The 14783-nt window shown below is 57.9% G+C and carries 12 protein-coding genes; 9 read left to right on the forward strand and 3 right to left on the reverse strand.

Annotation, left to right across the window (positions count from 1 at the left end; genetic code table 11):
* Positions 1-135: 135 nt before the first annotated feature.
* Entirely contained in the window at positions 136-1065 is a 930-nt protein-coding gene (locus AVO44_RS07030) for a glycine--tRNA ligase subunit alpha (RefSeq protein WP_068334546.1), read from the forward strand.
* A gap of 8 nt (positions 1066-1073) precedes the next feature.
* Here AVO44_RS07030 and AVO44_RS07035 read toward each other — a convergent pair whose 3' ends face one another.
* Positions 1074-1706, reverse strand: coding sequence for a MarC family protein (locus AVO44_RS07035; RefSeq protein ID WP_068334552.1), 633 nt, complete (start codon positions 1704-1706; stop codon positions 1074-1076).
* Positions 1707-1797: 91 nt separating this feature from the next.
* Between AVO44_RS07035 and AVO44_RS07040 the strand changes: the two genes are divergently transcribed.
* From AVO44_RS07040 to glmM, 8 genes are all read left to right on the forward strand, one after another.
* Positions 1798-2319 carry a DUF6446 family protein gene (locus tag AVO44_RS07040; RefSeq protein ID WP_068334554.1) on the forward strand — a complete coding sequence of 174 codons (522 nt, stop codon included), beginning with the start codon at positions 1798-1800 and terminating at the stop codon, positions 2317-2319.
* Positions 2320-2325: 6 nt separating this feature from the next.
* Entirely contained in the window at positions 2326-3540 is a 1215-nt protein-coding gene (gltS, locus tag AVO44_RS07045; protein ID WP_068334557.1) for a sodium/glutamate symporter, read from the forward strand.
* 9 nt (positions 3541-3549) lie between these two features.
* Positions 3550-5769 (forward strand): glycine--tRNA ligase subunit beta, encoded by a 2220-nt coding sequence (glyS, locus tag AVO44_RS07050; RefSeq protein ID WP_068334559.1) that lies wholly within the window; start codon positions 3550-3552, stop codon positions 5767-5769.
* 64 nt (positions 5770-5833) lie between these two features.
* Positions 5834-8374: a putative PEP-binding protein gene (locus tag AVO44_RS07055; RefSeq protein ID WP_068334561.1), complete on the forward strand. Its 2541-nt coding sequence runs from the start codon at positions 5834-5836 to the stop codon at positions 8372-8374.
* A 186-nt stretch (positions 8375-8560) separates the two neighbouring features.
* Entirely contained in the window at positions 8561-9202 is a 642-nt protein-coding gene (locus AVO44_RS07060) for a cell wall hydrolase (protein ID WP_068334563.1), read from the forward strand.
* 200 nt (positions 9203-9402) lie between these two features.
* Positions 9403-10323 (forward strand): dihydroneopterin aldolase, encoded by a 921-nt coding sequence (locus tag AVO44_RS07065; RefSeq protein WP_068334567.1) that lies wholly within the window; start codon positions 9403-9405, stop codon positions 10321-10323.
* Positions 10320-11318, forward strand: a complete 999-nt coding sequence (gene folP / locus AVO44_RS07070; protein ID WP_068334569.1) for a dihydropteroate synthase — start codon at positions 10320-10322, stop codon at positions 11316-11318. The genes AVO44_RS07065 and folP overlap by 4 nt, the downstream gene beginning before the upstream one ends.
* A gap of 35 nt (positions 11319-11353) precedes the next feature.
* Positions 11354-12697: a phosphoglucosamine mutase gene (glmM, locus tag AVO44_RS07075; protein WP_068334574.1), complete on the forward strand. Its 1344-nt coding sequence runs from the start codon at positions 11354-11356 to the stop codon at positions 12695-12697.
* Here glmM and AVO44_RS07080 read toward each other — a convergent pair.
* Together AVO44_RS07080 and ilvC are read right to left on the reverse strand one after the other, a co-directional pair.
* Positions 12694-13596 (reverse strand): DMT family transporter, encoded by a 903-nt coding sequence (locus AVO44_RS07080; protein ID WP_068334575.1) that lies wholly within the window; start codon positions 13594-13596, stop codon positions 12694-12696. The genes glmM and AVO44_RS07080 overlap by 4 nt on opposite strands.
* A 127-nt stretch (positions 13597-13723) precedes the next feature.
* Positions 13724-14746, reverse strand: coding sequence for a ketol-acid reductoisomerase (ilvC, locus tag AVO44_RS07085; RefSeq protein WP_068334578.1), 1023 nt, complete (start codon positions 14744-14746; stop codon positions 13724-13726).
* Between the last annotated feature and the right edge of the window lie 37 nt (positions 14747-14783).

Here is a 14783-nt window from a genome sequence, read left to right on the forward strand (position 1 = left end):
CCGGAATACGGGGAATTTCCAGTGTGGCGGCGCAGTGACAGCGGACCACATTGGCCCGTTGACGGTCCTTGGCCCCTTGCATAGGAAGGACAAAACCCACCGGAACCAGGCGCAGACGCGTCCAAAGGGAATGTCATGACCGAACAGTCCAGCGCACCACGTTCATTTCAGGAAATAATCCTTCGACTGCAGACCTACTGGGCCGCAAAGGGATGCGCCATTCTGCAACCGTATGACATGGAGGTCGGCGCAGGCACGTTTCATCCGGCGACCACGCTGCGCGCGTTGGGGTCAAAGCCTTGGGCCGCCGCTTATGTACAGCCCTCTCGTCGTCCAACCGACGGGCGGTACGGTGAAAACCCAAACCGGTTGCAGCACTATTACCAGTATCAGGTGCTGATCAAACCCAGCCCTCCGGATCTGCAAGAGTTGTATCTGGGCAGTCTGGAAGCCATCGGTATCGATATGGATCTGCATGACATCCGATTTGTCGAAGATGACTGGGAAAGCCCGACCCTTGGCGCCTGGGGGCTTGGTTGGGAGGTCTGGTGCGATGGTATGGAAGTCAGCCAATTCACCTATTTCCAGCAGGTCGGCGGCCACGACTGTACGCCCGTTTCCGGTGAATTAACCTATGGCCTTGAGCGTTTGGCGATGTATGTGCTGGGCATTGATCACGTGATGGACATGCCCTTCAATGACCCTCAGTCGCCAAGCCCGCTGACCTATGGCGACATTTTCAAGCAAACCGAAGAAGAATACGCGCGGTGGAATTTCGACGTCGCGAACACCGAGGTTCTGCTGCGCAATTTCGAAGAGGCCGAAGCGGAATGCGCTGCCATTCTGGGGCAAGAGCATGACGACCCCAAAACCGGCAAGCGCATCGTCATGGCGCACCCCGCTTATGACCAGTGCATCAAGGCGTCGCACATCTTCAATCTTCTGGACGCGCGGGGCGTGATCTCGGTCACCGAACGGCAGGCCTATATCGGGCGGGTCAGGGCGCTGGCCAAGCAATGTGCCGATGCCTTCGTACAGACCGGAGCCGCCGGGTTCGAGGTGTAATGGCGCGCTCAGGCCAATCCCGGCAACAGCACCTTGAGGCCATCGGCAATCATGCCGATCGCGATGGCCGACAGGATCATGCCCATGAACCGGCTCATGATGACGCGGGCATTCTGAGACAGGCGCTTGGACAGGGTCGAGGCGTTCCAGAACGTTATGAAAAGCAGAAACAGAACGATCAGGAAAACACCGGCATAGATCACTGCATCCATAGGTTTCGAGATATGGTGCGCATACAGGATCAGCGTCGTGATCGTTCCGGGGCCAACCAGAATGGGAAAAGCCAACGGATAGAAGGCAACCGTGGCCGGTTCGGGGTAGGCTTGCTTTTCGCCTTCAGTCCCGTGATGCGAGGTGCTTTGGTTGCCGCTGAGCATGTTCAGGCCGATCATCAAGACAACCAATCCGCCTGCGACCCGCAGGTCGTCTACGCTGATCCCGAACAGACCCAGCGTCTGGCTACCGATACCGGCGAATGCTCCGCCGAGGATCAGGCAATAGGTGGCCGTCTTTGCCGCAACCTTGCGTTGGTCGGCGGGGGTCAGGCCGTCGGTGACACTCAGGAAAACGGGCAGGTTGGTGATCGGGTTCATGATCGCAAACAGCGCGCCAAAGAACCCAACGGCAAGGGTCGTGTCCATCGCAAAGACCTCGGTTTAGCCTGTATCGAGTTGGAAACTGGCCTATTTATCCAAAAGTTGAAAGAGGCTGCGTGATCAGGATGTTCAGAAGATGACCGGAAAACTGCTTGCCATCATTCTGCTTGTATCCGCTGTCGCGGCTGGTGCGGGCATGTACTATCTGCAGGTCTATGGGTTTTATTATGACGTCGCCGCCAAACCCGGTGAGGATGTCATGTTGCTTGCAGAAGGTGCAGAGGATTCTCAGTCGATCTCGTATTCCGCGTTTCAGGCTATTGATGCTGACAGCTCTCCGATCCGATACCGGGCGTGCTTTGAAACCGACCTGACCTCCGAGGACCTGTCTGCGTTTCAACCGGTAAAAGACCCCGAGCCGCTGACCGCGCCGGGGTGGTTTGACTGCTACGACGCGGTGGCCATCGCGGATGCATTGAAATCCGGACAGGCGCAAGCCTTTATGGGAACCAAGAATATTCACTACGGCGTTGACCGGATCGTTGTCCTAACTAATGATGGCAAGGGCTATGTCTGGCACGCGCTGAACAATTGCGGTGAAAAAGCCTATGATGGAACAGTCGTAGGTGAGGAATGCCCACCCCGACCCGAAAACTGAGGCAATATGACAGACGCAGCGCTCCACGTTCCCAGTTTTCTAACCGCCACGCTTGGCTTCGCGGTCTATCTGATCGGGGCTGAGATCAACGCTCGGGTCGCGGTGCTGCGTCAGTTCAATATTCCTGAACCCGTGACGGGCGGATTGCTGGCGTCGTTTACCTTGCTGTTTCTTTATCTTGTGGCGGGAATGGAGCTGACTTTTGACCTTGCCTCACGAGATTTCCTGCTGATCGTGTTTTTCGCAGGGATCGGTCTGAACGCCCGGCTGTCTGATTTGATAGCGGGCGGTAAACCGCTTTTCTTACTGCTTATTTTGACGCTGATAACAATCGTTTCCCAGAATGCCATCGGAGCAGTTGGCGCAGTTATTTTTGGATATCCAGCGCAAGCGGGTGTTTTGTTCGGATCGGCTGCTTTGATTGGCGGGCACGGGACAGCCATTGCCTGGGCACCCGAGGTAGGTGCAGTGACCGGGCTTGAGGGCGCAACCGAATTGGGCGTGGCCGTGGCGACCTTGGGCCTTGTGCTGGCCGCGCTGGTCGGCGGGCCGATTGCACGCCTTTTGGTCGAAGGTAAAAACCTGACCCCCGATCGACCGGACGAAGAGCATACTGTCGGTTTGCCGGATGATGGGGACGGGGCCGACACCAAGATAGATCACCTGACGATCATGCGCGTCCTGCTGCATGTGAACCTTGCGATCATCTTTGGGTATCTGCTGAACGAAGTTATCGAAGCAACCGGGCTAAAGCTGCCTTTGTTCGTTCCTTGTCTGATCATGGGGATTGTCATCGCGAACATCCGGGCCGCACTTGCGCCAAACGCTCCGCCGGTTTCGCGAACGCCTTCGCTGGCGCTGATTTCTGAATTCTCACTGGGCGCGTTTCTGGCCATGTCGCTGATGAGCTTGCAGCTCTGGACCATTGCAGAGCTTGGTCTTGCCATCGTGGTTATCATGGGCGCGCAAACCCTGTTTGCCGTCGCTTTTGTGATCTGGGTCCTGTTCCCCGTGATGGGCAGTAATTACCGTGCCGCGGTGCTGTCTGCGGGGTTTGGTGGCTTTGCCTTGGGCGCGACTCCGACCGCGATTGCCAATATGACCGCAGTCACCAAGCGATATGGCCCGTCCCCTATTGCCTTTATTGTGCTGCCCCTTGTATCCGCCTTCTTTGTGGACATCGCCAATGCAATCGTTATCCAGACGATCGTTAATTTCTAAGGACCGAAAATGCCCGACCTGTTGATCGAACTGTTTTCCGAGGAAATCCCCGCCCGCATGCAGACCCGTGCTGGCGAGGATCTGAAAAAGCGGATCACCGATGGTTTGGTCGAGGCTGGTTTGACCTATGCCGGAGCTGCCGCGATGACGACGCCGCGTCGCCTGACCTTGGCGGTTGAGGGGCTGCTGGCAGAAAGCCCCACCACTCGCGAAGAACGCAAAGGCCCCAAGGTTGGTGCACCCGACAAGGCCATCGAAGGGTTCTTGCGCGGCGCAGGTGTGACACGTGATCAGTTGGAAGAGCGTGATACACCCAAAGGTCCCGTCTATTTCGCGACCATCGAAAAACCCGGTCGTCCGGCGGCTGAGATCGTGGCAGAAGTGCTTGAGGCGACCATTCGCAACTTCCCTTGGCCCAAGTCGATGCGCTGGGGCAGTGGCCCGCTGCGCTGGGTACGACCGCTGCAGGCAATCCTCTGTATCCTGTCTGATGAGGCGGGCGCGCAGGTCGTGCCGCTGGAGGTCGAAGGGATCAAAGCGGGTGATATCACCGCAGGTCACCGTTTCATGGCGCCTGATCGTTTTGTTGTGACCTCGTTTGACGACTACGCCGCCAAGCTGAAGCGCGCCTTTGTGGTGCTGAATCCCTCCGACCGGGCCGAGCACATTTGGAACGACGCGCAGAACATGGCTTTTGCTGCCGGTCTGGAGGTGGTAGAGGATAAAGGTCTGCTGGCCGAGGTTGCTGGTCTGGTCGAATGGCCGGTCGTTCTGATGGGGCAAATCGACGACGAATTTCTTGAGTTGCCGCCCGAGGTGCTGCAGACCTCGATGAAAGAACACCAGAAATTCTTTTCGGTCCGCAATCCGAAAACCGGCCGGATTGAGCAGTTCATCACCGTCGCCAACCGCGAAACCGCTGACAATGGGGCGACCATTCTGGCGGGGAACCAAAAGGTGCTGTCGGCGCGTCTGGCCGATGCAAAGTTCTTCTGGGAGAACGACCTGCGCGTCGCCAAATCGGACATCACCCAATGGACCCGCGCTTTGGAGAGTGTGACCTTCCACAACAAGCTGGGCACACAGGCCGAACGGATCGACCGTATCGCTGCTCTGGCCCGCGAATTGGCCCCTGTTGTAGGCGCGGACGCGGATCAGGCCGAGAAAGCCGCGCGTTTGGCCAAGGCGGACTTGAGTTCCGAGATGGTCTATGAATTCCCAGAACTTCAGGGGCTTATGGGCCGCTATTACATCGAGGCTGCGGGTAAAGATGCTGTCGTAGCCGCCGTGGCGCAGGAGCATTACTCACCGCTGGGGCCGTCCGACGATGTACCGACCGCACCGCTGTCAGTCACCGTGGCACTTGCCGACAAACTGGACACGCTGACCGGCTTCTGGGCGATTGAGGAGAAGCCGACTGGTTCCAAAGACCCGTTTGCCCTGCGCCGCGCGGCGCTGGGTGTTATTCGTCTGATCCTTGAGAACAACCTGCGTCTACGACTGGATCGTTTCTTTGATAGCCAGTTGGTCCGCGCAGAAAGCGCTATCAACGATGCACTGCCAGAATCAAACGTTGAGCACCTGTTGGAGGAAATTGCAGATCACGGCGTTTTTGGCGCTGCCTTCCATACCGTCAAAGAAAAGCTTGATGATTCCCCAGCGGCTGCCTTTCTTGAGCTTGAGAAAAAGGTCCCGGATGCATCTGATGACTTGCTCTCTTTCTTCCACGACCGTCTCAAAACGTTCCTCCGCGACGAGGGTATTCGCCACGACATTATCGATGCCTGCATCGCGATGGAGGGGAACGACGACCTCAACCTGCTGGTCAAACGCGCCCGCGCGCTGAACACGGTGATTGCGACCGAGGATGGGGAAAACCTCGTGCAGGGGTTCAAGCGCGCCAACAATATCCTGACGCAGGCCGAGGAAAAGGACGGGGTCGAATACTCCTACGGTGCGGATGTGAAATTTGCCGAAACGGACAGTGAAAAGGCGCTGTTTGCCGCTTTGGAACAGGCTCAAGGCGAAATCAAGCCCGCCCTGAAGGCCGAAGATTTCCCCAAGGCGATGGCGACGATGGCTGCGCTGCGCGGTCCGGTCGATGCATTCTTTGACGAGGTTCAGGTGAACACCGACAACGATATCCTCCGCCGCAACCGCCTGAACCTGCTCAGCCAAATCCGTCAGGTATGTTCCAGCGTGGCGGACCTCAGCAAGATCGAGGGCTGATCCAGAACACCCTTGCGCCAATGGAGCAAGGGCTTATGCTGCAGTTTAAATAAAAGGTGCTGCAGTGCAGAATAATCCGCATACCACTCTGATCACGACCCAAGCGCCCGTATCCGCCAGCACGCATGGCGGGCGGGCGAAATGTCTGCAACGTTTGGTTCGGCTGGATTTACCGGTGCCGCGGACTGTCGCGCTGTCCTTTGACGCCGTGCGTCGAATTGCAGAGGGTCATGTACCCGACGTGACGGCAATTCTCGATCAGTTCGATGAAACGACGCTGCTGTGTGTCCGACCTAGTTCCGAAGACCCCGATTGGGGCGGGCCGGGTGCGATCCTGAATATCGGCATGAATGACGCGCGCTATTCAGAGCTGTCCAAGACGATAGGGTCCGAGGCTGCGGCTGCACTGTATCTGCGCTTTGTCCAAAGCTATGCAGTTCATGTTGCCCGACTGGATGCTGACGTTTTTGATGACATCGACGCAGATGGCCGCGAAGGGCTGCGCATGTCCCTGCGTGCCTATGAGGATGAAACCGACGAAACCTTTCCTTTGGATCGCGGAGAGCAGCTGATCGCCGTTCTGCGGTCTATGGCACGCGCATGGGGCGGCACATCTGCCCGATTGCTGCGTCAGGCCAAAGGGGCACCAGCGGATGCAGGTTTGGGGCTTGTCATTCAAGAGATGATTCCCGGAGTCGGAAACGGAGAATGCGGTTCGGGTGTATTGCAACTTGTTGATCCAACGACCGGAATGCTGCAGGTAAACGGCCGGTACCTGAGCCAAAGTCAGGGCCGTGATGCGTTGGGTGCTGATGTCGCGGCGTTTTATCTGGCCAAGGACCCGCGCGGGAAGTCATTGGAAGAGGTTGCGCCCGAGGCGTTTGCGGAACTCAAGGCCTACGCAGCCTTAATGCGCGCCAAGCTGCGCGAGGAAATGCAGGTAGAATTCGTAATCCAGAACGGAGAAGTGCATATCCTCGACGGTGTGCGCGTACAACGCAGCGCGCGGGCCGCGATGCGAATTGCCGTTCGATTGGCTGAAGATGGGATCATTTCACCGCAAGAGGCGGTTATGCGGATCGATCCGCACTCATTGAACGAAATGCTGCACCGGCAGGTCCATCCCGAGGCGCGCAGAGACGTTTTGACAACGGGTATTGCCGCCAGCCCGGGGGCTGCGACGGGCAAGCTTGTCTTCACCGCTGCCGAAGCCCAGGCCAGTGCCGCGCGGGGCGAACCTTGTGTTCTTGTGCGTCGGGAGACGTCGCCCGAGGATGTGCGTGGAATGCATGCCGCAGTGGCTGTTCTGACCGAAAAAGGCGGCATGACCAGCCATGCAGCCGTGATCGGACGCGGTTTGGGGCTGCCTTGCATCGTTGGCGCGTCCGAGATGCGGTTCCAAACTAGAAAGAACTTGCTGACTGCACCGGATGGCCGTGTCTTTACAACAGGTGATACGCTGACGATTGACGGAACTTCGGGGCAGGTCCTTGCTGGGCAACCAGCCATGTTAGAGGCTGCGCTTGATGATTGTTTTCAGACACTTATGGGGTGGGCCGACAAAGAGCGCGACATCGATATCCGGGCCAATGCCGATACTCCGGCTGATGCGCAGACAGCGCGGAACTTTATGGCGCAGGGGATCGGTCTTTGCAGAACCGAGCATATGTTTTTTGATCCCGGTCGTCTGATCGTAATGCGCGAAATGATCTTCGCGCAGACCTCGTCCGGGCGGGCTGCGGTGCTGGAGCGGCTCTTGCCGATGCAGCGAGAGGATTTCGTGCAACTGTTCCGGATTATGGAAGGCCAGCCGGTCTGTATCCGCCTGTTTGACCCTCCGCTTCACGAGTTCCTGCCGACCACACGCAGCGGTCAACGTGAATTGGCAGAAGCACTGGACTTGCCCGTGTCCGACGTCGAGCGGCGCGTTGCAGAGATGAGTGAATATAACCCGATGTTGGGTCTGCGCGGTGTGCGCCTTGGCGTGACAGTGCCCGAAATCTACGACATGCAGGCGCGCGCGATCTTTGAAGCCACGCTTGAGGCCAGCAAGGACGGCGCTCCCGTGGTGCCTGAGGTGATGATTCCGCTGGTTTCGGCCAAGCGCGAAGTCGAGCTGGTCAAATCCCGCATCGACTCGGTCGCGGCAGCGGTTGAGAGCGAGCAAGGTAAGGAGTTCGAGTATCGCCTTGGCGTCATGGTGGAAACACCGCGCGCCTGTTTGCGGGCGAATGAAATTGCACCGCAGGTTGCATTTCTAAGTTTCGGCACCAACGACCTGACCCAAATGACTTATGGTCTGTCACGCGACGACGCGGGGCGGTTCATGTCCGCATATGTCCGCCAGGGCGTTTTTGTCGAAGACCCGTTCCATGTGCTTGACTCGGACGGGGTAGGGGAATTGCTGAAACTCGGCGCTGAGCGTGGACGGCAGGCCCAGCCGAATGTTACGCTGTCTGTATGTGGTGAACACGGCGGAAACCCCGAATCAATCGCTGTTTGCCGCGAACTGGGGTTTGACTATGTGTCATGTTCGCCGTTCAGGGTGCCTGTCGCTCGGCTGGCTTCCGCTCAACTGGCGATTTCGTCCAGACTTGGGGGTTGACAGGGTGGTGAAGCCCTAGAAATAGTGGTGTTCATGTAACCTCGTGATGGAATTATTTTTCCTCACGGGCGATTTTTCACTTGCTTTTTGCTCGGAACTGGACGTCTGCGCCAGACTGCGCTAAACGGCACGTCGCGCCCGCCGGGGGAGGGTACGGCGCGATATGTGCCTGTGCGAGGTTATCTGATGCTACGCTACATACTGGCTGCTGCCACGATGGCAGCAACCATGCTGCCGAGTGTGTCTTTCGCTGAACGCGAAGCCACCGATACTGCCAAGCGCGAGCTTGTTTCCCGGACCGAAGCGCCCGGACAAAACACGCGCGACTATTTTAAACTGTTCAAGCCGCGCAAGCAGCTTGAGACCACGAAAATATCCTATTCCAAGGCGTGGCTGGACCAACAGCCCAAGGCCACTGGGGACAAACATTTCAAATGCCTGGCGGAAGCGCTGTACTTTGAAGCGCGCGGCGAAAGCGTGCGCGGACAGTTCGCCGTGGCCGAGGTGATCCTAAACCGCGTGGAAAGTGGCCGTTTTCCCGATTCTGTCTGCGGAGTGATCAAGCAGGGAACAGGCAAGAAATACCAATGCCAGTTCACATATACCTGTGATGGCCGCAAGGAAGTGATCCGCGAAAAGAAAGCGTATGAGCGCGTGGCCAAGGTTGCGCGTGCGGCAATCGACGGCATCGCCAAAGAGCTCACCGAAGGGGCCACCCACTACCATACGACCGCAGTACGCCCGTCATGGGCGCGTGTATACAAGGAAACCGCGCGGATCGGTGTGCATATTTTCTACCGGCACAACTATCGAACTGCCAGCAACTGATTGATGCGCGCCGAGTGCTGACGATTTATTGCCAACTGGACCAGTCCAGCAAGCAGCTTGCGGCTGCGTAGGTGTCTTGACGTTCAACCGCCTGACGACGCCGCATTCGAAGACTGGAATGGCGCTTGCTGCGATGCTATACGCCCGCGCATCTCGTAGTGTGGGTCTGTAAGCCCACCAAGTCCGAAAAGGTCCGTCGCATGAGTTCTGAAATCCGTCTTGCCTTTGCGCACCCGTCTGAGCGGTCCGAAGCGACTGCGACGCGTGGTCCGCTGGATCGAATTTCGCTTCGCGATCATATCGTCGAGGTTGAGATCGGCGCCTTTCAGGCCGAACGCGGCACGACACAGCGGATCTGCTTTAATATCGTGGTCGAGGTGCGCCCGCTGACGGATCCGATTGATGATGATGTGGACCGCATACTGTCTTATGACCGTGTGACCGAAGCGATTGCGCATGAATTGGCTGCTGAACGACTAAACCTGTTGGAAACACTGGCTGAGCGTGTGGCCGAACGCATTTTACTTGAGCCGCAGGCTGTACGGTCCTTTGTTCGCATCGAAAAGTTGGATCGTGGTCCGGGGGCATTAGGTGTCGAGATCGTCCGCGGCAAAGACACTTTGCACCATGACGTGATTGAGGAAGAGCGCCCTCATCCGCGCCTTGTGTTCCTATCGAACGAAGCTATTGCCTCTGCCAACCTGACCGGATGGATTGATCAGTTGGAAAACCGCCAACGTCCGTTGATCCTGTGCGTCGGTGCATCTGACCTTGAGGTGCCGCAAACCGGACATGCGATGACGCAGCGCCGGATTGATCTGTTGGCGATCGAACAAAACGCGTGGGTTCTGGCCGCGCGGGACCACCGTTGCGTGGTGGTATCCACTCGGACCGAGCTGGACTGGGCGATGAAAAACGGCCAAATCTGCGTTTGGGCGCCGTCCAAGATCGTGCTGGACGCCGTTGATGGTCCGTCCGCCGCTCCGTCAGACGCTGTTGCGTTGGCGGCATGGTTCGCTGCTACATTCGAGGCGAGCGAGATGATGGTTATCGGCAGTGCATTGCCGAACGCACCCAAAACACCACTGCGCGCCATACCGCTGGATCAGGCGCAATTGTGACTGCTTACTACAGACCCCTGGTGCAACACGGGCCGACCCGCCCGGCTGGCGCGGTTTCTCTTGCGGGGCAGCCACTTTGGTTCACGCATGCCGAAAAGCTATCCCGAACCGAAACCCCGGTGATTGTCACCGCGCAGGATGTTCCTCACGAAGCGTTGGATCTGTTGACCCGACCACGTGCCGACATTGCGGGGCTGGCAATGAATCAGCCGCAGATCATGGGCATCCTCAATACGACGCCCGACAGTTTTTCGGATGGTGGGATGCATAACTCTGTCGAAGCAGCCTTGTCGGCGGCGGAACAAATGGTGGCACATGGCGCGACCATACTGGACATCGGTGGCGAATCGACACGACCCGGCGCTTCGTTTGTACCCGAGGGTGAGGAAATCGCGCGCACCCAGCCTGTGATCGAAGCCATTCGTGCAAACACAACAGCACTTATCTCCATTGATACGCGCAAGGCCAACGTTGCGCGGGCGGCGTGGGATACGGGTGCAGGGCTGATCAACGACGTGTCCGGATTTACCTTTGATCCACAGCTTGCGCCGTTTTGCGCCGAGGTCGACACGCCCGTTTGTGTGATGCACATGCAGGGTGATCCGTCCTCGATGCAGGACGACCCGCAGTATGATGACGTTTTGCTGGATGTTTATGATTTCCTTGCAGGACAAGTCTCCAAGCTAGAGCAGTTGGGGTTGACCCGCGACAGGATCGTGGTTGATCCGGGTATCGGGTTTGGCAAGACATTGGATCACAACTTGACTCTTCTGCGAAATCTTAGCCTGTTTCATGGGTTGGGTTGCTCAATACTGCTGGGGGTGTCGCGCAAGGGCTTCATTGGGCAAATCGGGCAAGAGCCCCGCAAAGACGCCCGTGGCCCGGGATCAATCGCCGTGGCACTGTCAGGGGTGTCGCAAGGCGCGCAAATCGTACGGGTTCATGACGTGGTTGAGACCGCTCAGGCCTTGCGTCTATGGGCTGCCGTCCGGTAATCCCTGTGCAGGCAAGAAATGAACGGAGTAACACGATGCGCAAGCTGTTCGGAACCGATGGGGTGCGGGGCACCGCGAATACCCATCCGATTACGGCCGAGATGGCTTTGCGTATTGGGGCAGCCGTAGGACGTTATTTCCGCCGGGATCAATCCAGCGAGCACCGGGTTGTGATCGGGAAGGATACGCGTTTATCGGGCTATATGCTGGAAAATGCGTTGACGGCGGGGTTGACCTCGACTGGTATGAATGTGCTGCTGCTGGGTCCGGTGCCCACGCCGGCTGTGGGGCTGATGACCCGCTCGATGCGGGCTGATCTTGGTGTCATGATCTCGGCCAGCCATAACCCGGCTGAGGATAACGGCATCAAGTTTTTTGGCCCAGATGGGTACAAGCTTTCTGACCAGGCAGAGTTGGAGATCGAGCGCCTGATCGAAACCGGTGTAAAACCAGCCCAGGCGCAAAACATTGGCCGTGCGCGACGGGTGGACGACGCGCGGTTTCGGTATGGTGAGCGGGTGAAATCCTCTTTGTCCCGCGATGTCCGTCTGGACGGGTTGAAGGTGGTGATCGATTGCGCCAATGGCGCCGCTCACCGTACCGCGCCCGAGGTTTTGTGGGAGCTGGGGGCCGAGGTCATTCCGGTCGGCGTGGTGCCGAATGGTAAGAACATCAATTTGAATTGTGGTTCGACCAATCCGCAACTCGCGGCAGAGACGGTTGTGGCACACGGCGCGGATGTGGGCATTTGCCTGGACGGCGATGCCGACCGTGTTGTGATGATCGATGAAAACGGGCAGGTGGCTGACGGGGATCAACTTATGGCGCTGCTCGCCACCAGTTGGGCAGCGGCAGATCGTTTGGAAGGCGGGGCGTTGGTTGCGACGGTCATGTCGAATCTAGGGCTGGAACGTCACCTTGCGGAGCACGGGTTGCGGCTGGAACGAACGATTGTTGGCGACAGATATGTCGTTGAAAGGATGCGCGAAGGCGGATTCAATCTGGGCGGTGAACAATCAGGCCACATCGTCATGAGCGACTATGCCACCACTGGTGATGGCCTTATGGCTGGCCTGCACTTCTTGGCCGAGATGGTGCATACGGGCCGCAAAGCCTCGGAACTGGCAATTCAATTCGAAACCGTTCCGCAACTGCTGAAAAACGTACGTTATCAAGACGGACAAACCCCGCTGGAGGCAACCAGTGTCAAAGCCGCAATCGCCGATGCCGAGGCGCGCCTGAACGGGCAGGGTCGTTTGCTGATACGCAAGTCGGGGACGGAGCCCTTGATCCGTGTGATGGCGGAATGCGAGGACGACTCGCTGCTGACGCAGATCGTTGACGGAATCGTCGCCGAGGTTGAAGCTGTCGCTGGTTAGCGCCCAATCAACATCTTGCGCAGACTGAACCACTGGCTGATGGCCAGCCCGGTCAGGATCATGGCCAGTGCGATGAAGAACCGCAGCGGCAAAGCCTCGGACAGGATCCACGCGCCGAAGACCATGGACCAAATGGGCACTTGGTAGTTGACCAAGGTCAGAAACACGGACCCCGCGCTTCGTATGATGGAGACGCGCAAGAGGGTCGCAAAAGCTGTCGGTACAAGACCCAGCGCAATGATTGCAAGGCCAGGGCGCGTGCCTTCCCAACGCGGGAGACCTTCGGTCAGCAGCATGATCGGTAGTAAGAGCGTCGCGCCCACAACCAGTGAAAGCGCCGCCAGAACCACGGGATCAATCGGCGGGCAGCGCCGCGTGAATATCGACGCGCAGGAGTAACACAGCGCCGCGCCGATACAGGCCAATTGCGCCAACGGCTCTGCGCCTTGACCAATTTGCGCCAGACCCGGGCCGATCAACACCAGCGCACCGCAGAAGCCAAGCGAGACGCCAACGAACCGCCGGAGGTTCAGGGGTTCGTCGGAAAAGAAATGCGCCAATGGCAGAACCATCAAAGGAATCGCTGCCATCGACAGGCCAGCAAAAGCCGAGGCCACGTATTGCTGCCCCCAGCTCAGCAGCAAAAAGGGTAGTGCGGTCGACAGCACGCCGATGATTGCAATGTACCTCCAAAGCTGTGCTTGGCCGGTTGGTATTGTGCGCCCAGTCAGCACCATCATCGCAAGCAGAGTCAATGCGCCCAAGGTCGTACGCGCGGTGGCAACGGTGACCGGCCCGTATCCTTCAAGCGCCATGGTAACGACCATGAAAGTGCCGCCCCAGATAAGGCCAAGGGCGATGACACCACCCCAGTCGCGCGATGTGGGTTGATCAACCATATGTGTGCTGACTTCGTTATTCTTCGCCTTGGTGAACACGTAAACCGAACATTTACAAGACGTTGCTGCGTGTTATTGACAAAAAAGGCGGCCGGTAGGGCCGCCCTGATGCAAGGCTTTATGTGCCTTAGTTCTTTTCCTGATCCACCAGTTTACCAGCGGAAATCCACGGCATCATAGCGCGCAGTTTCCGGCCAACTTCTTCGATCTGGTGCTCGTCGTTCAGACGACGGGTGCCTTTGAAGAAAGGTTGACCAACTTGGTTTTCCTGCATGAAGTCACGCACGAATTTGCCGGTTTGGATATCGGTCAGGATGGCCTTCATCTCTTTCTTGGTCTGCTCATAGGGCAGAACGCGCGGACCCGAAACATACTCGCCGTATTCGGCGGTGTTCGAGATCGAGTAGTTCATGTTCGCGATGCCGCCTTCGTAGATCAGATCGACAATCAGCTTCACCTCGTGCAGACACTCGAAATAGGCCATCTCAGGCGCATAGCCGGCCTCGACCAGAGTTTCAAAGCCGCAGCGAATCAACTCGACCAAGCCACCGCACAGAACGGCCTGTTCGCCGAAAAGATCTGTTTCACACTCTTCGCGGAAGTTGGTCTCGATGATGCCCGAACGGCCGCCACCAATGGCGGAGCAGTACGACAGACCGATTTCCAGTGCTTTGCCGGTCGCGTCAGTATTGACGGCTACGAGGCAGGGGACGCCGCCGCCTTTGACATATTCACCGCGTACGGTGTGGCCCGGGCCCTTGGGCGCCATCATGATGACGTCTACGCCTTCTTTCGGCTCAATCAGGCCAAAGTGGACGTTCAGGCCGTGCGCGAACGCGATGGCTGCACCGGGTTTGATGTTGTCATGCACGTATTTCTTGTAGGTCTCTGCCTGCAGTTCGTCGGGCATGGTGAACATGATGACGTCGCACCAGGCTGCGGCTTCGGCGATGCCCATGACCTGCAGGCCTTCTGCTTCGGCTTTCTTGGCAGAGGCAGAGCCTTCGCGCAGCGCGACGACCAGGTTCTTCGCACCCGAGTCACGCAGGTTCAGCGCGTGGGCGTGACCCTGCGAGCCATAGCCCAAGATAGCCACTTTCTTGTCTTTGATCAGGTTGATGTCGCAATCGCGATCATAGTAGACGCGCATGTATCCGGTCCTTTCTGTTACGGTTTCTGTGCTTTTA

It is taken from the genome of Ruegeria profundi, assembly GCF_001507545.1.
GTDB classification, from domain to species: Bacteria; Pseudomonadota; Alphaproteobacteria; order Rhodobacterales; family Rhodobacteraceae; genus Ruegeria; species Ruegeria profundi.